We start from the raw sequence: 18,517 nt of genomic DNA on the forward strand, positions 1-18,517 counted from the left end.
CATTCCAGGCGATGCCGTGTGTTGAAGATAAACGCTAACAGTTGCTGAGCGAGCTGCTCTTTATGCATGTTTTCTTCTGCATTGCCATTACTGTCAACAAGGAACTGTGAGACCTCAGACTGCCAGGTCCCCGCTTCCCATATCTGGCTATCGCCACTAAAGCTGCGGCAACGGGTGCACCGCCTTGGAACATTCCATCAAACGGCTCGTCGCCGGCGCCAAAGTAGGCCGATGGTGAACTGTATGGTGCAAGGCTGTTCACGTATGTCCGATCGGACTCGTCTAGCTCAGAAAGCCCATTCTTGTTGTGCCAATACCCTTTGGTATCGAAGTTAACAAGGACATCGCAGCTGTTATGGAAGACGAAGGTATCGCCTGTGTTGCCGTCGGTACGATTAACCACTTCACCATCAATAACAGGTAAGCCGTTGACGTAAGTAAGTACAGATTGAACGTCAAATTCGACTTTGTCGGCCGTGGTATTACCCCACCCTGGAGCTTGACTCAAGCTCTCACTGACTTCGTAAGGGGCGAAATCACCTCGAATATTAGGAACCAAAGCTCTAAAGACTGCACACCCATTATCGCCTGTACTTTTGCTGATTACTCGATTGTACATGCCACTAATATCGTTACCAAAGATGGCGACAAGCTCAGTCCAGAGATCTGGAGTCGCTTGCGGATTGATATCATCTGGCAATGGCACACTTAAAGGCACCATCAGCTTCACTGGCCAGTTGAGAATATACCCTTCGCCATCGTCTTTCATGCCATTTTTATTGCGGTCAAACACTTTACACACGCTGATATCCGCAATACCGATACTACCAAACGCGACGACAAGCACAGGATCTGGATCTTCGCCTTTTTTGCCCTGAGCGGGATCGGCAAAGTCTGTTGGAGTAAAGCCATCATCGGTTTGCTCTCCAGAATCTCGACTGATCACAGCGGCACCCTCACCTTGGTCACACGCAAGTGGCGACATAAACCCTAATCGCAATGCCCCATCATTATGGCGCGCAGCGAAGTTACGCAGCTCTGCAAAGGTCGTAAAATGGGTAAAGTTGGCATTGAGAGGAGCGACGCCGTTCACGCTCGCAAACCACATAAAGTGATCCACCGACCAAGCCAGCATTTCCTGCTCCAATACGCTAAACGTAATTGGCAACGCTTCTGAGCCCGTGGTGCGGAAAATACTTCGGCTTGCAAACGGGTCAGTCACACCAAAGTCCCAGTTTTCGATAAGCTCGTCGCCGTTTGCAGGATTGGTGTAATCCGGATCGTATTGGCAATTTAAGTTCTTATCATGGAAGGAGCGCAAAGCAATATCGTAGGTAACAGGCACATCTCGGTCACCAAGGCGAACCTTAAAGTTATCCGTTTTAGAAAACCGAGGAACAAATCCAAACACCCCACTACAGTTCTCGCCTGTTGCACCGTTGTCTACATTGCCATTACACGCATCGTAGACGCTGTCGTAGGTAGACGCCCAAGCTTTGTAAACGCCACCAGCATTGGGGGTATTGGCAAATGGGTATAGCTGAATGGTATCGCCTTCTGCCAGCTCTCCGCCATTCTCAGCGATGTACTCACTGCCTAAGACATGTGAACAAGGTATCTCTTGTTCAACCCATTGCCCTTTGACTTTTTGGGTAACGGTGTAAGTCGGATTAGTGAGTGTAATACCATCTTCACCATCGAAGTAGAACAGACGACATTCAAGTGGTTCTGCTGCAAAAGTTTCGGCGTTTTTGGGTCCACCTTTTCCTTTTACGGCTTCATAGCAGGTACCGCCATTCACACCGGTATCAGGTTCAATGCTAGAGAGTAAACACTTGCCAGAAGGATTGGTTACCTGAAAATAATAATAACCCGCCGGAAGCGCAGCGGCACTGCCGGGGCGTTTGGACCAGGACCACCATCTAAAAACACTTCCAGTTTCGATTCATAACGCACATTCTCATTAACGATTTCTCCTCCGGGAGTGGTCGTGAAAATGGCACCATCTAGTTTGGCAAACGCATGTCCTGACAAAGCAAGCGAAGACGCTAACACTGCCGAGAAACACAGGCGCTGAGTATGAGTTGTAGTTCGCTGAGAGTTCATTCCTTACTCCTTACGAGTTCTGATTGAACTGTAACAACTGCAAATCCTATTCCGTGATTAAGGTCATGATTTTATTGACTATGAAAGACTCAGCGAACAGTGCAGAACGCTAACATTTTGATAGTTGGGTAATTTGGTTTTACAGGGGGCGTTACAACCTGTAACGAATTACGAAGGCCAGCTGGAATATCTAGCTATCCAGCTCTAGCTTATGCTTCTTGATTAATCGATACAGCGTTGGACGGGAGATATTGAGATACCTTGCGGCGGCGGTCATATTGTACTTGTGATCCCTTATCACCTTCTCTATGTGTTTGGATGCGAGTTGGTTGTGGTCAACACTTCGAAAGTCACACACCATATCAATACCGAGTGCTTCCGGCTCAATGACACTGCCTGGGCTAGCACAACCGCTCTTTTGATAACATTCTTCAGCTCTCTAATGTTACCCGGCCACGGGTGATGCTTTAAGACAGTAATGCTGGCAGCAGATAGGGTGAGTGGTGCACGTTCAGATGTGAGTAACTCTTGTTTGAGAAAGGAGTTGGCGAGCACTTCAATATCACTCGCCCGCTCCCTCAAAGAAGGTATCGACAGCGGAAGGACATTTAGGCGATAAAACAAATCCGGTCTAAAATCCCCTTTCTTCATTAAATCATCGAGTGAATCGTTGGTCGCAGCAATGACACGGCAATCGACAATGTCACTGCAGTCAGCACCAAGGCTATGTACCTCTTTCGATTCCAGAAAGTGAAGTAAGTGCCCTTGAACTTCTAACGGCATATCGCCAATTTCATCGAGAAATAGCGTCCCTTTGTTCGCTCTCTTAATGAAACCGATATGATGTTTGACAGCGCCAGTGAAGGCTCCTTTTTCGTGCCCAAACAGCTCAGATTCAATTAACGAACGAGGGATTGAACCGCAGTTGATTTCGACGAAAGGACCTTTGGAGCGCTGAGATAATTGATGAATGAGCTTAGCACAGCGACTTTTACCTACACCAGTCTCTCCCTGAATCAGTATTTCACTGTCACTGGCTGCATATAGAGAAATCCGTTTATTAGTAATATCAATGGCTTTGCTGACCCCACTTAAGCCAGTCAAAGAATCCTCCTCACTAAACTTAACGACTACTCCTAATAGTCTAGCTGTCATCATCAAATGAAGAGGGGTGAAAGCGTCTCATTTATAAGACACTCCAGCCGAGAATAATTAAGTCGTTGTTGTTACAGCTGAGTCTCGCTTTTCACGTACGTTGTTGAGAACTCAAACGACTCACACAGATGCTTTGCCACTGAATACTCAAACAGTTGACCATTATCCAGGTACGCATTTTGTGCCACACAGACCAAATGCTCACCCGTTGGTATGCCTAGATACTCTCCCTCGGTCGATGTTGCGTGCCCTACCGTAATCTTGAGATTCGCGCTGTGAACGGTTTGATTGAGCTGCTCGCTCAGGTAGCCATAAATCGACGATTTAACATGTTCGATAGACAAATTAGAAACCGTAGCCTTAGATAAGTAGATGTACTCAATAATCGTTGGCACGCCGTCTAAAATACGAACTCGAGTGATGCTGTAGACCTCATCGCCGACCGCACATTTTAGTTTCACCGCGATGTCTTCTGTCGCTTCCAGTAACTTAAACGTAACAACTCGAGTATTAACGGTTTGCCCGCGATCCTCAGCTCGCTTTTTAGTTCCAAGTAGGTGAGATTGAGACACTGCACTCGAACGCTGCTTTACAAACGAACCTGAGCCACGTTTGCGTACCACCAACCCTTCTTTGACAAGAAAGTCTAGCGCCTTCTTAAGCGTTATCTCACTGCACTCAAACTCTCGAGCTAGCGCCTTACCATCAGGGAGCTTATCGGACGCACTGTAGTATCCCGATAAAATACGCTGCTTCATTTCACTATAAATGCCCTGATATTTGACCATTTCACCGACTCACTTTCTCTAGTGCTTGATGCACACTTAAACTAACGCCGAGACTACTTGCTATCAACGTTAGACTCAAGCATTTCAACATAAACCTATGGTTTAAATGTCTAAAATGTCAACAAATAAAAATATACGGCGATCAAGATCTAATTTTTAAACCATAAAGATTACAAAACCATATGGTTTTAATATTATCGATGACAGAAAACAAATACATGAAAGGGTTAATCGGAGTAGCTATGGCATTTCAAGAGAACTTCTTATGGGGCAGCGCATCAGCAGCTATCAAATCGAAGGGGCAGCAAATCTAGACGGAAAAGGTGATTCGATTTGGGATGTATACTCACGCGTTCCAGGTAACACGTTTAAAGATACAACCGGTGAAGTGGCGATCGACTTCTACCATAAATATGAAGAAGACATCGAACTGATGCGAGAGATGGGACTAAAAGCCTATCGCTTCTCTGTAGCTTGGACGCGCATTATGCCAGATGGCCGCACGGTCAACCCGAAAGGCGTAGAGTTCTACCACAACGTTATCAATAAGCTGATCGAATGCGGTATCACACCGATCCTAACTATCTACCATTGGGATCTTCCACAAGCGCTGCAAGATGAATATCAAGGCTGGGAAAGTCGTGAAATCCTGACGGACTTTACGCGTTATTGCGAAGTCCTGTTCAACGAGTATGGTGACAAGGTGCCGTACTGGGTTTGCATGAATGAGCAGAATATTTTCACAAGTCTAGGGTACGTACAAAAGATCCATCCACCAAAAGTGTCTGATTACCAACGCTTTATCAATGCTAACCACATCGCAAGCCTCGCGAATGCCAATGCTGTGAAGCGATTCAAAGAGATGGGCATCAAAGGTCAAATTGGTGCTAGCTTTGCCTACAGCCCAACTTACGCAAAAACAGCCTCTCCAGAAGACGTGATTGCTGCTGAAAACGCACAAGAAATACAAGATCTACTTTGGATGGATGTCTACGCAAAAGGCGCTTACCCAAAGATTGGCTTAAAACTGCTCGAGCGTCTTGGTATCCACATCGACTTCCAAGAAGGTGATAAAGAGCTACTTAAAGCAGGTATCTGCGATTTCATGGGTCTGAACTACTATCAATCTGCTACTTTTGTCGCACCAGAAAACCGCCAAGAGACAGCACAAACCGGTAATGCTGCGCAAGTGTCTGTGGTTTCCGATGTCGCTCGCATCCCTACCGATGATTACTATGTTCGCGCTGACAACGAACACCTAAAAATGACGGATTGGAACTGGGCTATCGATCCTGAAGGTCTGCGTGTCGCCCTGCGCCGGATCACGTCTCGCTATAACTTGCCGATCCTTATCAGTGAAAACGGATTGGGCGCGTACGACACGCTCACGGAAGACGGTCGTGTGCACGACGACTATCGTATCGCATTCTTAAAAGCACACGTTGAAGCGATTAACGATGCTATCGAAGATGGCTGTGAAGTCATTGGCTACTGCACTTGGTCTTATCAAGATCTATTTAGCTGGCTAAATGGTTATGCGAAGCGCTACGGCTTTGTTTACGTGGATCGTGATGAAGAGAGCGAAAAAGAGCTAAAACGTTACAAAAAAGACAGCTTCTATTGGTATCAAAGAGTCATCGAAAGTAACGGTGAACGACTTGATTAATCAGTAACTCTTTAGGCCTAGCTAACGCTGGGCCTTTTTATGGAGCCAATAGTCCATCGCGACGGCAATAAAGAACATGGTAACAGGCACCCACGTCTCCGATTGTACAGGTATGCCCCACAATTGCAGGAGCGTTTGAGATTTTCTTTCCCCCGAATCCGGAAACACGAGTGGCGCTACAACAAGTAATAGGTTTGAAGCAATCGCAAGCAGGGAATCTAGCGAAACAACATTGTATCGAACACTTCGATGCGCATAACAATGGAAAACTAATAAAGGTGCCCAAACGTAGAAATAGCTCAGTAGTACTAACGTAGTCCACCCCATATGTGAAAGCTTGAAAAACAAGAACAGAAAGACAGACACCATCGCCACTTCTATGCCTTTTACGCCCATATTCGTTCTATCCACTGGAGGTCACCTCGCTTTTAGTGACAGCGTATTGAGTGTAGTTCCAAATAGGCCTTACGACTATGTAACCAAAAACAGCACAACTAAGGTTTCCTTCATCGCTCGTTCAGGCTAGACTCAGCCTCCCCTATTTTGTCTGAGATTTTACTATGACCGCACCCGCCACTTCCGCCATCGTACTCGACTTTGAGACCACGGGCTTATCACCGAACCAAGGCGATCGCGCTATCGAAATTGGTGCCGTGAAACTGGAAAATGGCCAAGTGGTTGATCGCTTTCAATCATTGATGAATCCAGGTTTTCGAGTCAGCAGCTTCATCGAGGGCTACACAGGTATTACCAACAATATGCTTAGCCGCGCACCAGGCTGTGACGAAGTGATGAGCGAGTTCGTCGATTTTATTGGCGATGCCAATCTAGTGGCTCACAACGCTTCTTTCGATAAGCGTTTTCTCGATGCAGAACTGGATCTGATTGGTAAAGGTTATAGTGGCGAGTTTGCCTGTTCACTGTTGGTTTCTCGCCGACTAAACCAAGAGGTCAATTCACACAAATTGGGTGACCTGGTGGCGTACCATAATATTGCTAACGATGGCGTATTTCACCGCGCGTTAGCTGACGCCGAGGTGACAGCGTCACTATGGCTACTTCTCGTCAACTCGCTTACCGAGAAACACGCTATTGCACAGCCTAGTTTTGAGCTAATGCAAAAACTCGCCAAGCAGCCAAAAGCATCGGTTGGAAAATTCTTAACCAAACACAAATAGCGCGACTTCAACCTTGTTAAGAGACGACTATGACCAGAACTATTGACTCCATCGTCCCTGTCGGCGTTCGCTACATGGTGTTATCGGCACTCGGCTTTGCGCTGATGTCAGCTTGTGTGAAATACGTGAGTACTTATGGCATTCCCGTATTTGAAATCGTAGCAGCGCGTGCATTGGTTTCCCTGGTGCTGAGCTATCTGGATGTCAAAAGGAAAGGGATTTCAGTGTGGGGGCATAATAGACCACTGCTGCTATTACGCGGCATCGTCGGCTCATTGGCGTTGATTTGCGTGTACTATGCAGTGACAACGCTGCCTCTGGCGGAAGCGACAATACTCCAGTATATCCACCCTATCTTCACTGCCTTGCTTGCGTTCTGGTTTTTAAAAGAAAACATTCAGAAGTCGACCATCATTTGTATCGTGCTGAGTATTCTCGGCCTGACGTTTATGGTGGGACCAACGTTAGGCAGTAATACGGCAGAGTCATTGCCGTTATTTAGTGTGGGTATTGCGCTACTTGGCGCATTTGGCAGCTCTATCGCTTACGTTATCGTTAGGAAGCTAAGCCAAACTGAAGACAGCTCAGTGATCATTTTCTACTTCCCATTGGTCGCATTGCCAGTCTCAATTCTGTTAATTGGCGACGACTTCGTGATGCCAGATTGGTACCTCACCATGATGCTGGTGTTGGTGGGTGTCTTCACGCAAATAGGTCAACTAGGATTGACCAAAGCCATGCAAACCCAAGCAGCAGGCAAAGCGTCGGCCTACTCCTATGTTCAGATTGTGTTCTCTATTTTGTTAGGTTTGGCGCTGTTCAATGAAGTCCCTACTGTTTGGACCTACATTGGTGGCTCACTCATTGTGATAGGGGCTCTCGTCAATACCTTCGGTAAGCGAGTTGCTACTAAGTAAAACTCAGTGACAGCACGTACTCGCAGCTACTGAGCTGCTTGCACTTGCTGCATTCGTTTTGCTCGCTCTTCTTCTTGTTCAACCAAAATTTTCTCATGAGTTCTGAAGAAAGGCAGATAGATAAAGTAAGCGTTAACCATAGCAAACACGACCATCAACGCGTTCATGTAACTCCCATTGGCCGCCCACGCCGCACCGACTGGGGCAGGCACCGACCATGGGATCATTAATACCACGCGATCCAAAATCTGTGCCGAGGTTAAGAACCAAGCAATCGTTGCGTTGAGCATTGGGACGAAAATAAACGGCACAAGGAAAAGCGGATTCATAATAATGGGGAAGCCAAACAATATTGGCTCGTTAATATTAAATATCGACGGAATCGCGCCAACCTTACCCACCGACTTTAACTGTTTTGAACGGCTTTTAATCGCAAGATACACCAAAGGTAGTGTTGAACCGACGCCACCGATCAAAACAAAAAAGTCCCAAAAAGCAGGCAGATAGATATGAGGGAGCACCTGACCGCCCGCTTCCAATGCCGTTTGGTTCTCAAGCAAGTTAGACATCCAGAACGGGTTCATAATTCCGGTAATGATCAGCGCGCCATGAATGCCCATAAACCAAAGAAGCTGACAAATCAGTATCGAAATTAACACCGCAGCGAGGCTATCTGAGGCTAGCACTAAAGGACGGAATAGCTCTTCTATCAATTGCGGAAAGTGCACACCAAACTCAGCATCAAGAAAAACATTGAATGTTGAAATGCTGATCATCACGGCAAAGATCGGCACGATGAGCTTAAAACTTTGAATCGTTAGAATAGGGACATCTTCCGGCATCTTGATGTACCAGCCCATACGGATAAAGAACCTAACGACTTCTATTGAATACAAACTCGCAATAAGCGCTGTAAACAGTCCCGCACCACCCAGGTAGCGAGCATCTTCTTGCCCATCTATATAAAAGCCGGCCAGCATGAGAAACGCCATACACCCTGTCAGTCCAGACAGCCGCTCTGGCAATTGATAGCTCTTGGCGAGACTGGCCGACACGCCAAAAGAAACGATAAGCCCTACGACGCCAAGTGTCAGTTGATAAGTTGGCAAGAGGATGGGTCTAAACGCCAGAGATAAGTCCATCCAAGCCATCGACACCCAAGACTCAGAATCGGTAAACGGAGGAAAGATAATCGGGACAAACATACAGCCGACAAAAATGAAAGGCATTGCCAGCTGGAAACCATCACGCATAGCCATAAGGTGCTGACTGCGCATCAGCAATTTTGCTACAGGATTCATGAACTGCTCGACCTGGTTGGCACACAGTCTCATCATGGATTGGTTCATTTACTCTACCGGCTATATGGATCCGCGTCAGAATACCCGAATGCACAGACTCTCGGAAACCGATTATCCAAATCTGCCGACTCCACCACGTTTTTTACCTCATCACTCGCTCAATTCCGACTTTAGATCACGCTTCCCCTACCACTGAGCCATTTCTAGTACTCAATTTAAGGTCATTGGCGCCGTTTGAAGCGCTTAGTTTCCCGGCTCAAGATCATTCGTTAACTGTGTCACGAATTTTTCGCCATAACTCGGGTTTCCAGTGATCATTTTCACACTTAACTGGAAATAAATTGGAAACCGGTTTCCAAATGATTTCCTTAAGGGCATATTGATTAGGCATTCAAGATTCTGGAGAAGAAAAAATGAAAAAAATTATGCTTTGCTGCTCTGCTGGTATGTCTACCTCTCTACTGGTTAAGAAAATGGAAGCGTCTGCGCAAGAACGCGGTATCGAGGCTGAAATCAAAGCATTTGGCGCAAGTGAGTTCGACGTTCAAGTAGGTAACTACGAAGTTGTTCTTCTTGGTCCTCAAGTGAAATACATGCAAGCGGATTTCCAAAAGAAAGCAGATGCTCATGGCATCAAAGTTGAGCCAATCAACATGATGGATTACGGCATGCAAAAAGGCGATAAAGTGCTTGATTTTGCATTAGAACTTATCGGCTAACCTGTTTTTGCTCGGCGTCCCCCCTAGTCAATTTTTGACGCCGAGCTTTTCTTAATTTTTATCCTAACGAGAGTAACGACATGGGCGCTATGTACGACAAAATGGTCAATGTTATCGAGCAAAAGGTCACCCCTATTGCTGGTAAGATTGGTCAACAAAAATACATCACTTCTATACGTGACGGCTTTATTGCTGCACTACCTTTTATGATTGTTGGTTCTTTCATGCTGGTGTTTATCTTCCCTCCGTTTTCTTCGGAAACAACGTGGGGATTCGCACGCGCATGGCTAGATTTTTCTGAGACATATCGTGAGCAGCTCATGCTGCCATTCAACTTGAGTATGGGGATCATGACCATATTCATATCGGTGGGGATCGCATCTAGCTTGCTCGCCATCACGACCTTGATCCTGTTACGACAGGTTTGCTATCACTAATGAGCTTCTTGCTTGTTGCAGCGCCAGTTCAAGACGGCATGCTGTCAATGCAATACTTCTCTGGTCAAGGTATCTTCACGGCGATCATTACTGCATTGTACTCGACTGAAGTTTATGCATTCCTGAAGCGCAACAACATCACTATCAAGCTTCCACCTGAAGTACCAACCGGTGTGGCGCGTTCATTCGAAATACTGATCCCTGTATTGGCAATCATCATCACGCTTCACCCTCTGAACCTGCTCATCGAAGCGCAAACTGGCATGATCATCCCAGAAGCCATCATGGCACTTGTTCAGCCGCTCGTTTCTGCCTCTGATACGCTACCAGCAGTCCTACTAGCGGTACTGGTATGTCAAATCCTTTGGTTTGCAGGTATCCACGGCGCACTAATCGTAACAGGTATCATGAACCCATTCTGGATGGCGAACCTATCAGTCAACCAAGCTGCAATGGCAGCAGGCGAAGCAATCCCGCACATCTTCGTTCAAGGTTTCTGGGATCACTACCTACTTATTGGTGGCGTAGGTTCAACACTTCCACTTGCGTTCCTACTACTTCGTAGTAAAGCCGTTCACCTACGTACCATTGGTAAGATGGGTACCGTACCAGGCCTATTTAACATCAACGAGCCAATTCTGTTCGGTGCGCCAATCATCATGAACCCAGTGTTCTTCCTGCCATTCATCTTGGTACCAATGGTGAACGCGACTCTAGGTTGGTTTGCTCTTGACTGGGGTCTAGTAGAGCGTGTGGTTTCTCTAACACCTTGGACAACACCAGGACCTATCGGTGCATCGTGGGCAGCTAACTGGGCATTCAGTCCTGTCATCATGTGCTTCATCTGTATGGCTATGTCAGCAATGATGTACCTACCATTCCTAAAAGCTTATGAGAAACAACTTCTTGAACAAGAAGCAGCGGATGAGACAAAGCAACAGGAAGCGGCAGGTCAGCCAGTAACAGCCTAATCATCTAGCTCTGAGCTATCAGACCCTGTTGAAACCAACAATAAAAAGTCGCCCCCTAGTCTTAATTGGGGTTGAGCGTGGGGCGACACTGTCTACCTTTCGGTAGGCACCAGTTAAGAATTTAAGATTTAAGATATAAGAGAGAAGCAAAATGGAAACGATGGATCTAGAAGAACAAGTGATGGGCATCATCATCAATGCGGGTCAGTCGCGCAGCCTTTGCTATGAAGCCCTTCGTCATGCTAAAAACGGCGAGTTTGAAGAGGCTGAAGGCTTGATGAAAGAAGCACAAGAGTTTGCAAACCAAGCTCACCTCGTTCAGACCCAACTTATCGAAGCCGACGAAGGCACGGGTAAAATGAAGATGACGCTAGTGATGGTTCACGCACAAGATCACCTAATGACGTCCATGCTAGCAAAAGAGTTAGTCGCGGAAATGATTGAACTGCACAAGCGTACCGCTAAGTAATTCGATCTCACTTTACTTTTTTCAGTTTTTTCGACCATTAACGGGGCGAGTCAGGCATGAAAACGTCTTATAGGAGCGTTTTCAACATCTTTGGTCGTAAGCAGCCTGTTTTTAGGAGCCCAGCTTTTGAAGCCTCGTCGTGCTCCTTACTCTGGGCTGCTCTTTTTCCTCACCTTATATCCTCTCATCAGACTTGGATCAGTACCTCTGAAAGAGTACAATAACGGAAATCTTGGGAAACCGTTTCCCAATTCTAGAAACTCTATGAATCTATTAAGGTTGTTGTCATGGCTACTATCACCGATGTCTCTCTGCTAGCAAACGTATCGAAAGCGACCGTTTCTCGCGTGATGAGTGGCAGCCGTGGTGTTAAGCCAGAGAGTCGTGAGGCTGTATTGCGCGCCGCCGAAGAACTGAACTACCGCCCAAATGCCGCTGCGCAAACACTGGCAAATCAACGCTCAGATTATATTGGCGTTATCCTTTCCTCTAGCGACGCTGGACAAGTGTCTACTTACCTACCTCTACTTGCAAAATCACTGAAAGCGAAAGGCAAACACATGCTGGTTCAATTTGCAGAAACAGCAGACGAGCAAGTTCGCATGGTAGAAGAACTCAATCAAAGACACTGTGACGCCATCATCTCACTCGGTGGCACGATTCAATCCTTATCTAACGACAACGTCATTGCCATCGATAGTTTAGCGAGCGCTGAGCATGCTATCGGATACGATTACAAGTTCGCAGCAGAGAGTGCGTGCCGCTTCTTATCGAGTAAAGGTCACGTAAGCATAGCCATCGTCGTGAACGATGAAAGTTACGCGTCGACACAAGTGCTCGAAGGCTATAAAACATCGCTACAAAACTCGGCAATGCCAGTCAATAGACAGCTTATCGTCACAGCGAATGGCAACAATGAGCAAGCAATTATGTCACTACTAAACAGCTACCACCCGTTTACGGCCTTGGTAGTGATGCGTGACAGCCAAGCTGCTGTAGCAATGAACCTGTTTAGAGATTTCAATTTAGCGACACCTCAAGAAGTCTCGATCGTGTCGCTGGAAGATTCACAATTGGCAAGCCAGCTCAATCCTCCCCTCACCTGCATCAGCTACCCTTCACAGCAGATCGTCGATATGGCCATGGAGAAGTTGGACGCAATTCTGGAAGACAAACCGATGTCGAACAAGCCTCTTATTACTGGCAGACTCGTCACTCGTGAATCGGTTATCAATCGTCGTTAGTATAGTGCTCATAGCTAGTACGGTGCAGAACAACGGGTCTAAGTGCCCGTCTAACCACGATAAAAATCCACCAAATAACGCCAAAGGCCAGTAGCATTCTCAGCGTATAGGTCGCCGTTCTCAGCAATACTGCACTGCGTGATACCAATACCTTTAACTCATAAGGGTATTGTGGCGATACAACGCGATGGCTAAGAACAAAAGTAGACCAAAAACTGTTATCGATATTGACGTGTTCACTTGAATAACGCGGCAGTGACTCTCCCAATAGATACACCTGATAAAAGTAGTCGCGAAGCGGGCTCTCTAACCAGTGTCCCAACATTCTGCGCGGATTTACATAGGCAAAATACTCGGTATCTCCTACCTGCTGAGCAACAACAAACGATGGCTCCGGAAAGTATGTCGTCAGCAGAGACCAACCAATAAACACACCTTGTTCACTGGTATTGCCAGCCCAATAGCTTTTGTTTGATGACACTTCTCCAAACAAGCTGCACGCATACCAGCCCGTTGTGTGGTTTCTTATATACCCTAGCGCTCGGACTTCCTCTTCGATATACGCCTTTCGATTGTAGAATCGGCGATGTTCTGATTCGCACCCTTCATGCTTGGGTAGAGACACAACCAAATTCAGCGTCGATTCAATCCTACTATCGATGCTTGTCAAACTGGCCTCAAGCTCGTTGGCGATGTCTTGTTTAATGGTGGCGGTTGCAAAGATATAACTCAAAACACTGAGCAGTACCGTTAGCAACAGTGAATAGATGACAACTCTCATTTTTGCTCCTGCACCTTCTCAGGCTGCACCTGCTTTTTACGAAAGCCAATCATTGCAATGGCGCCCGCTACCATTCCGAACACCAGCAACAACCTTACGATAAAGGTGACAATACCTTGTCTGTATAGCGCAGTATCTTTATAGACTGAAATCGAAATTGGAAACAATAGCGACTCTTTAGTGGCTTTGTAATCCCCAAATGAAGCGCTATTTTTTTGCAAAAGTGGCGTTTCGTCGTTTGTGAAGTGAAGGATCTGATGAGTTTCCTGAGGCGCTTCTTGTACCCACCATCCCAATATCGCCGTGGGGTTAATCGTTGCAATCGCGACGTTTTCACCTCGGTAAAGTGCTAGCGCGTAAGAAGTATTGCCGTCATGCGTTGGCGAGCGCAACTTAGCAAAGCCAATATCCCCTTTTCGAGCTTCACTCCAAAACGAATTATCCAGCGGCTGATTCGTAGCGCCCAGATTGCTGCAAAACTGATAATGATCGGGTTGCTTGGTACCAACAAAAAGGCCGCGCATTGAAACGCTGCGAAAAACCGTATGACCAAGCTCTGTCTGCATCGATTTATCGCACTCTGTTAGAGGAAACAGATAGTTAGACAATACATGCAGCTCTGATTGAATTTGGGTAAGCTGACGCTCGACACCACTGAGCACTTGCTGTGCTTCTTGATGTGCCTGTTCGCGAAAACGTAAAGAACTGATACACACAGCCAATCAGCAGCGTGTAGAGAAAAATATAGAAAATATTAGTGAAGGACTGTTTTAACTGCATTGAATAAATTTGCGCTGAATTTCCTCACTGTTATACAGCATCAAATTTTTACGAACCTTATCCCACCTCAAATTTCTAAACATTGTTTATATATATTGCGAGACGTCATTCAAAATTAAAATGAAATAAAAACCACACATACACCGTACAAATATTACGTAAAGCAACCATCACGGAATGTTCTCATTTAATCTAAGTATTTATACGAGATGGCGCTCGCTATTTTTCAACCACTTGAAGAAGAGAACCTTTAAGCAACCGATAACTGATCCAACCCAGTCCAACAATACACATCAGGCGCAACCAATAGATCCCAGCGCGTTTCAACACATCGACAAACGAAGCTGTCGCTTGAATGGAATAAGGATGATGCTCAGAGTGCGCCGTTTGCAACAACATGCTTTGCATTCTCACTGGTGATCGCGTGTAAAAAGGCACGCAGTCCGAGTCCAAAGTCAGGCTGTAATTTGCATACGTCAGGCTGTAATTTGCATACGTCAGGCTTGGCTCAATCCAGTAACCAAGCACTCTTCTAGGGTTGATGTATGCGAAAGCTTTCTGCTTCCCTTTGTCTTTGGAGACCACAAACGACGTTTCTGGGAAGTGTACCGTCAACAATGAGTGTCCAATAAACACACCTTCTTTTTTGCTACCGCGCCAGTAGTTAAGCTTAGAAAGTTGGCGCCCGAACATGCTACACACATGCCATTGTTCGCCCGTGTCATAGATATAACCCACCGCACGAATACGCTCGTTTTCATGTGCAATATTGGCGTATTCACGCTTCACTTCATCACCACAATTGGGATCGCTCGGCAGCATGTCGATAACATTAAGAATGTTCTTTATCTCCCTATCTACCCTTGCTGTTGCACCGACCGCGCTCGTCTCCAATTCATGTGTCATTCTGAAATAGGCGCCGACTAAGCTCACCAATGCCGATAGCAACATCACCACCAACCATTTAATCATGACTCACCTCAAAGTCTTGCTCAGGGTTTTCTCTGCGTGTGCTACGACGATAAACGTCAAGCAGCAACAAGCTACCAAATGCCAATACTCCGCCTAGTGTAAGCCGCTCAATAAAGGTCAAAAGCTTATCCCAAAGAACAGTAATCGGTTGCGTCACACGAACCATAATTGGGTAACGTTCGGAATAAGTCGACATTTCAATACCATCGTCTATATCAATACCGCGCGACAACAACGCTTCGCCATCATTAAAAGACAGGACGGCCTTAGTCTGGGGGAAGAATGGTTCAATCCACCAGCCAAGAATAATGCGTGGGTTAATGGCTCCAAGGACAATGGTATTGTCTTTGATAATCGCTAAGGCATAGGAGGGATCGCGTCGATACTCAATCTGCTTAATTTTGGCAAACGCCACATCTCGGCTGTATCTCGCATCCCAAAACTCCGACGTAACCGCCGCTTTGTGCTGACCAAAATTACTACAAGCGATAAAAGATTCCTCATCGCCGCTTTGCACTGTTCCAACCGCGAGTCCACGTAAGCCTAAGCTTCGAAACACATGATGAGCCAGCACCTTTTGCGCTTCAGTGCTGCAATCCGTCGGTTGATAAACGGCTCTCAACTCTGTTTCTATCTTTGATAGTTGAAACTCAACTTTACTAAGAATTTGCTCAGCGCTGCTGCTCAGCTCCTGACGAAACGTGAGTACTTGATAAACACAACCAATAAGCAGCGTATAGAGAAAGATGAAGATCAGATTTTGCCAAGTGCGCTTGGGGAACATGCAATAAAACTACTCACAACCATAGAAGCGGCAAATAATAATCGCCAATTCAAAGCGATGTCTTTAATCTGACTCAACCTTTTAAAAGGGCTATCTCAGTGAGTGAGAATTCAGTAGCACGTTGCTGAATTATGTTTCCAAAATCGAAAGATAGCTTTGTTGAATTGATCGCTATCGACGATACAGAAGCCGTCCTTGCCAATTATTTGGCTTTGTTGCGCAATTCATTTTCGAAGCCGAACAGTCCCATTTAGATTAATTGTCAGCCAATGCGGCAAGTTTTAGGCATACCAAGCCTGTAAGCTTGTTCAACGCTTTGATCATCGCGTAAGCTTCACCAACTTGTGCGTTGTAATTTCTTAGACTTAGTCGTCCACCAAGCAACTGTTTAACTCGATGCATCGCCGTTTCAGCTAGCGAGCGCTTGTGGTAGCCATAGCGCTTTTTCCAATGCTTGTTCGAACCATATAGCTTTTGACAACCAACTGCTAAATATCTTGGATGTCCTCGTTCCCAGAATGCTGCCCCCTCTCTTGGAAGAAACAAAGCCACGGCTCGTCTAATATGGATTGCTGCGAGGCAATCCCTTGTGTCATAAGCACCATCGCCTGATATCTCAAGGATTTTTCGACGTGTTTGCCTAAGCAAATTAGGCAGTACTTCTGCATCAGTCACCGTTGATAAACTCAACTCTTCGGCAATAATTTCGTGCGTACTCGTATCTACTGCGAGATGTAACTTCCGCCACACTCTCCGTTTACCATCCGTGCCATGTTTTTTGACTTTCCACTCGCCTTCACTACAAACCTTGAGATCTGTCGCATCGATACGTCTTAAAACTTACATCAACGTCTTTGGCTCGAAGACTGATACAGCTGTAATGTGGGCAGCGCAGTGGAAGGTGAGCAAGTTGAAACACGGAATCAATAAAGCCCTGCGCAGCGCGAAGCGGCATTGAAAAAATACGCTTTACCATTAAAGCGGTTGTGATGGCTAACTCACTGAACACACGAGGTCTACCGCGCTTGCCTTGTTTCCACTCTCTTATCGCTTCATCGTCAATCCAAAACGTCAGAGAGCCTCGGTTTATTAGAGCGTGATTGTATTGCTTCCAGTTGCTTTTTTTGGAACGAGGTTTCGACATGAGACTACAGACTTCAATGAATATAGCCGTTCAGATCGTAAGCTTTGGATTTAGTTCCATGATTTACGCAACAAAGCAGACTTTAGGGAGCCTATTTATTATCGAATGCGATCATGTTGCTCCCGCTTTTCATTAATAAAAAGCATGATAAACATAAAGGCAATCACAAAATAAATTGCACTATAATTTCCAAAGTTTGATTTTTTTTCTTCTAAATATTGCTCCAAACTAAAAATCTGCTCTCCCTCAATGTTCAGAGACATCATTTCTCCACCATTTACATTTACGTAGGACTTAACCAAGTCACCTTCTTTGATTTTTTTCAAAGCAAATTCACAATTAAAAGCTCCTCCAATATGAGCAAACAGTGAAACGCCACTCTCCTTTGCGATAAGTTCAAGCTTGTCGCTTGTGCGATTCTTTGACGCACATTGAACCTTATCAACCTTAAATGAAACCAATTTGGCTTTGTCTTTAATTTCAGCAATATAGTCATATGGTTCCGTAAACCAAAGTTGCTTAGTCCCTAATACTAAAAACAATACAGTGCTAAATAAAAAACACGTTAGCTTGATATTCATAGAGTGAAAATTCCGAAATTAATAATTTTTGAGCGTATTAGCATCATTAATGGCATTAATAGCATCCAAAGTATTCCCCGTAACATTGTACAAGTTCAAAGTTGATACTCCTGCTCCACCAGCTGAAAAAGTTGAAATGTCAATAATTGTACCTGCCGCATTATGTGGGTTTTCGATAAATGGAAATGCCGCTCTAGCATCAGGATGAGACAAAACATCTCCTAGGTATTGTTGGATTGTGGTCATGTTATTTCCATTAACTAACGCCTTAGTTTGACCTGCCCCTTAGGCTATCATAGACCCGCCTAATATAAAGCCTTTGACAGTCATACGGCTTTGTTGCGGAATTCAGACGAGAAACGAAGCCGCCCAAAGTAGAGCAACTTTTAGACAATATACTGAGTTTCAGGCATACCAAGTCCTGTAAGCTTGTTCAGCGCTTTAATCATTGCGTAAGTCTCGCCAACCTGAGCGTTGTAATTTCGGAGGCTTAATTTCCCACCTAACAACTGTTTCACCCGATA

Annotated in this window: 19 protein-coding genes and 3 pseudogenes; 7 read left to right on the forward strand and 15 right to left on the reverse strand. The window is 45.6% G+C overall.

The genetic code is table 11. From position 1 onward, the window contains the following. Nucleotides 1-34 precede the first annotated feature (34 nt). The 5 genes from TZ48_RS12500 to TZ48_RS12510 form a co-directional block, all read right to left on the reverse strand. Entirely contained in the window at nt 35-1,801 is a 1,767-nt protein-coding gene (locus tag TZ48_RS12500) for a hypothetical protein (protein WP_239670830.1), read from the reverse strand. A 50-nt stretch (nt 1,802-1,851) separates the two neighbouring features. Continuing rightward, nucleotides 1,852-2,106: a hypothetical protein gene (locus tag TZ48_RS25065; protein ID WP_239670831.1), complete on the reverse strand. Its 255-nt coding sequence runs from the start codon at nt 2,104-2,106 to the stop codon at nt 1,852-1,854. Nucleotides 2,107-2,296: 190 nt separating this feature from the next. After that, nucleotides 2,297-2,467: a helix-turn-helix domain-containing protein gene (locus TZ48_RS26345; protein ID WP_420822938.1), complete on the reverse strand. Its 171-nt coding sequence runs from the start codon at nt 2,465-2,467 to the stop codon at nt 2,297-2,299. Continuing rightward, nucleotides 2,413-3,210 (reverse strand): sigma 54-interacting transcriptional regulator, encoded by a 798-nt coding sequence (locus TZ48_RS12505; protein ID WP_239670832.1) that lies wholly within the window; start codon nt 3,208-3,210, stop codon nt 2,413-2,415. Before TZ48_RS12505 ends, TZ48_RS26345 begins: the two co-directional genes overlap by 55 nt. A gap of 122 nt (nt 3,211-3,332) precedes the next feature. Next, the gene (locus TZ48_RS12510) at nt 3,333-4,049 is read right to left on the reverse strand and encodes a GntR family transcriptional regulator (RefSeq protein ID WP_112479397.1); all 717 of its coding nucleotides are present in this window, start codon (nt 4,047-4,049) and stop codon (nt 3,333-3,335) included. A 265-nt stretch (nt 4,050-4,314) separates the two neighbouring features. Here TZ48_RS12510 and TZ48_RS12515 point away from each other — a divergent pair, with 265 nt between their 5' ends. Next, on the forward strand, nt 4,315-5,715 hold the full coding sequence (locus tag TZ48_RS12515) for a glycoside hydrolase family 1 protein (RefSeq protein WP_112479398.1): 1,401 nt from the start codon (nt 4,315-4,317) through the stop codon (nt 5,713-5,715). A 21-nt stretch (nt 5,716-5,736) separates the two neighbouring features. Here the strand turns inward: TZ48_RS12515 and TZ48_RS12520 are convergent, their stop codons facing one another. Then, nucleotides 5,737-6,126: a hypothetical protein gene (locus tag TZ48_RS12520; RefSeq protein ID WP_162674568.1), complete on the reverse strand. Its 390-nt coding sequence runs from the start codon at nt 6,124-6,126 to the stop codon at nt 5,737-5,739. Between the two features lie 149 nt (nt 6,127-6,275). Here TZ48_RS12520 and TZ48_RS12525 point away from each other — a divergent pair, with 149 nt between their 5' ends. Beyond that, on the forward strand, nt 6,276-6,893 hold the full coding sequence (locus tag TZ48_RS12525; RefSeq protein WP_112479400.1) for a 3'-5' exonuclease: 618 nt from the start codon (nt 6,276-6,278) through the stop codon (nt 6,891-6,893). Nucleotides 6,894-6,922: 29 nt separating this feature from the next. Beyond that, on the forward strand, nt 6,923-7,810 hold the full coding sequence (locus TZ48_RS12530; RefSeq protein WP_112479401.1) for a DMT family transporter: 888 nt from the start codon (nt 6,923-6,925) through the stop codon (nt 7,808-7,810). A gap of 26 nt (nt 7,811-7,836) precedes the next feature. Here the strand turns inward: TZ48_RS12530 and TZ48_RS12535 are convergent, their stop codons facing one another. Further along, nucleotides 7,837-9,159, reverse strand: a complete 1,323-nt coding sequence (locus TZ48_RS12535) for a PTS sugar transporter subunit IIC (protein ID WP_162674569.1) — start codon at nt 9,157-9,159, stop codon at nt 7,837-7,839. A gap of 365 nt (nt 9,160-9,524) precedes the next feature. On the opposite strand from TZ48_RS12535, the gene TZ48_RS12540 reads away from it, so the two are divergent. The 4 genes and pseudogenes from TZ48_RS12540 to TZ48_RS12555 all read left to right on the forward strand — a co-directional run bounded on the left by TZ48_RS12540 (nt 9,525) and on the right by TZ48_RS12555 (nt 12,951). Further along, nucleotides 9,525-9,830, forward strand: a complete 306-nt coding sequence (locus TZ48_RS12540) for a PTS sugar transporter subunit IIB (protein ID WP_042470000.1) — start codon at nt 9,525-9,527, stop codon at nt 9,828-9,830. 80 nt (nt 9,831-9,910) lie between these two features. Continuing rightward, a pseudogene (locus TZ48_RS12545) lies at nt 9,911-11,238 on the forward strand (PTS sugar transporter subunit IIC). Between the two features lie 160 nt (nt 11,239-11,398). Beyond that, the gene (gene chbA, locus TZ48_RS12550) at nt 11,399-11,707 is read left to right on the forward strand and encodes a PTS N,N'-diacetylchitobiose transporter subunit IIA (RefSeq protein ID WP_031496580.1); all 309 of its coding nucleotides are present in this window, start codon (nt 11,399-11,401) and stop codon (nt 11,705-11,707) included. Nucleotides 11,708-11,994: 287 nt separating this feature from the next. After that, nucleotides 11,995-12,951: a LacI family DNA-binding transcriptional regulator gene (locus TZ48_RS12555; protein WP_112479402.1), complete on the forward strand. Its 957-nt coding sequence runs from the start codon at nt 11,995-11,997 to the stop codon at nt 12,949-12,951. On the opposite strand, the gene TZ48_RS12560 is transcribed toward TZ48_RS12555, so the two are convergent. From TZ48_RS12560 to TZ48_RS12595, 8 genes and pseudogenes are all read right to left on the reverse strand, one after another. Further along, nucleotides 12,938-13,732: a hypothetical protein gene (locus TZ48_RS12560; RefSeq protein ID WP_112479403.1), complete on the reverse strand. Its 795-nt coding sequence runs from the start codon at nt 13,730-13,732 to the stop codon at nt 12,938-12,940. The two genes, TZ48_RS12555 and TZ48_RS12560, sit on opposite strands and share 14 nt — an antisense overlap. Further along, complete coding sequence (locus TZ48_RS12565; RefSeq protein WP_112479404.1) at nt 13,729-14,448, reverse strand: hypothetical protein; 720 nt, start codon at nt 14,446-14,448, stop codon at nt 13,729-13,731. The genes TZ48_RS12560 and TZ48_RS12565 overlap by 4 nt, the downstream gene beginning before the upstream one ends. 283 nt (nt 14,449-14,731) lie before the next feature. Next, nucleotides 14,732-15,484, reverse strand: coding sequence for a hypothetical protein (locus TZ48_RS12570; RefSeq protein ID WP_112479405.1), 753 nt, complete (start codon nt 15,482-15,484; stop codon nt 14,732-14,734). Further along, nucleotides 15,477-16,268 (reverse strand): hypothetical protein, encoded by a 792-nt coding sequence (locus TZ48_RS12575; protein WP_112479406.1) that lies wholly within the window; start codon nt 16,266-16,268, stop codon nt 15,477-15,479. Before TZ48_RS12575 ends, TZ48_RS12570 begins: the two co-directional genes overlap by 8 nt. A gap of 255 nt (nt 16,269-16,523) precedes the next feature. Next, nucleotides 16,524-17,412: pseudogene (locus TZ48_RS12580) on the reverse strand (IS5 family transposase). 98 nt (nt 17,413-17,510) lie between these two features. Next, a complete protein-coding gene (locus TZ48_RS12585; protein ID WP_112479407.1) occupies nt 17,511-17,993 on the reverse strand; it encodes a hypothetical protein in 483 nt (160 codons plus the stop codon). A gap of 18 nt (nt 17,994-18,011) precedes the next feature. After that, nucleotides 18,012-18,239, reverse strand: coding sequence for a hypothetical protein (locus TZ48_RS12590; RefSeq protein WP_112479408.1), 228 nt, complete (start codon nt 18,237-18,239; stop codon nt 18,012-18,014). A gap of 140 nt (nt 18,240-18,379) precedes the next feature. Then, nucleotides 18,380-18,517 (reverse strand): annotated as a pseudogene (locus tag TZ48_RS12595) (IS5/IS1182 family transposase); the annotation flags it as partial.

This window comes from Vibrio variabilis (assembly GCF_003263785.1).
Classification (GTDB): Bacteria; Pseudomonadota; Gammaproteobacteria; order Enterobacterales; family Vibrionaceae; genus Vibrio; species Vibrio variabilis.

What these genes read in the sequence shown, in the direction of transcription:
- TZ48_RS12535 (WP_162674569.1), bottom strand. Translation starts at nt 9,159, where the DNA reads ATGAACCAATCCATGATGAGACTGTGTGCCAACCAGGTCGAGCAGTTC.
- TZ48_RS12515 (WP_112479398.1), top strand. Translation starts at nt 4,315, where the DNA reads ATGGGGCAGCGCATCAGCAGCTATCAAATCGAAGGGGCAGCAAATCTA.
- TZ48_RS12560 (WP_112479403.1), bottom strand. Translation starts at nt 13,732, where the DNA reads ATGAGAGTTGTCATCTATTCACTGTTGCTAACGGTACTGCTCAGTGTT.
- TZ48_RS12575 (WP_112479406.1), bottom strand. Translation starts at nt 16,268, where the DNA reads ATGTTCCCCAAGCGCACTTGGCAAAATCTGATCTTCATCTTTCTCTAT.
- TZ48_RS25065 (WP_239670831.1), bottom strand. Translation starts at nt 2,106, where the DNA reads ATGAACTCTCAGCGAACTACAACTCATACTCAGCGCCTGTGTTTCTCG.
- TZ48_RS12530 (WP_112479401.1), top strand. Translation starts at nt 6,923, where the DNA reads ATGACCAGAACTATTGACTCCATCGTCCCTGTCGGCGTTCGCTACATG.
- TZ48_RS12525 (WP_112479400.1), top strand. Translation starts at nt 6,276, where the DNA reads ATGACCGCACCCGCCACTTCCGCCATCGTACTCGACTTTGAGACCACG.
- TZ48_RS12555 (WP_112479402.1), top strand. Translation starts at nt 11,995, where the DNA reads ATGGCTACTATCACCGATGTCTCTCTGCTAGCAAACGTATCGAAAGCG.
- TZ48_RS12570 (WP_112479405.1), bottom strand. Translation starts at nt 15,484, where the DNA reads ATGATTAAATGGTTGGTGGTGATGTTGCTATCGGCATTGGTGAGCTTA.
- TZ48_RS12590 (WP_112479408.1), bottom strand. Translation starts at nt 18,239, where the DNA reads ATGACCACAATCCAACAATACCTAGGAGATGTTTTGTCTCATCCTGAT.
- TZ48_RS12510 (WP_112479397.1), bottom strand. Translation starts at nt 4,049, where the DNA reads ATGGTCAAATATCAGGGCATTTATAGTGAAATGAAGCAGCGTATTTTA.
- TZ48_RS26345 (WP_420822938.1), bottom strand. Translation starts at nt 2,467, where the DNA reads ATGGTGTGTGACTTTCGAAGTGTTGACCACAACCAACTCGCATCCAAA.
- TZ48_RS12585 (WP_112479407.1), bottom strand. Translation starts at nt 17,993, where the DNA reads ATGAATATCAAGCTAACGTGTTTTTTATTTAGCACTGTATTGTTTTTA.
- TZ48_RS12540 (WP_042470000.1), top strand. Translation starts at nt 9,525, where the DNA reads ATGAAAAAAATTATGCTTTGCTGCTCTGCTGGTATGTCTACCTCTCTA.
- chbA (WP_031496580.1), top strand. Translation starts at nt 11,399, where the DNA reads ATGGATCTAGAAGAACAAGTGATGGGCATCATCATCAATGCGGGTCAG.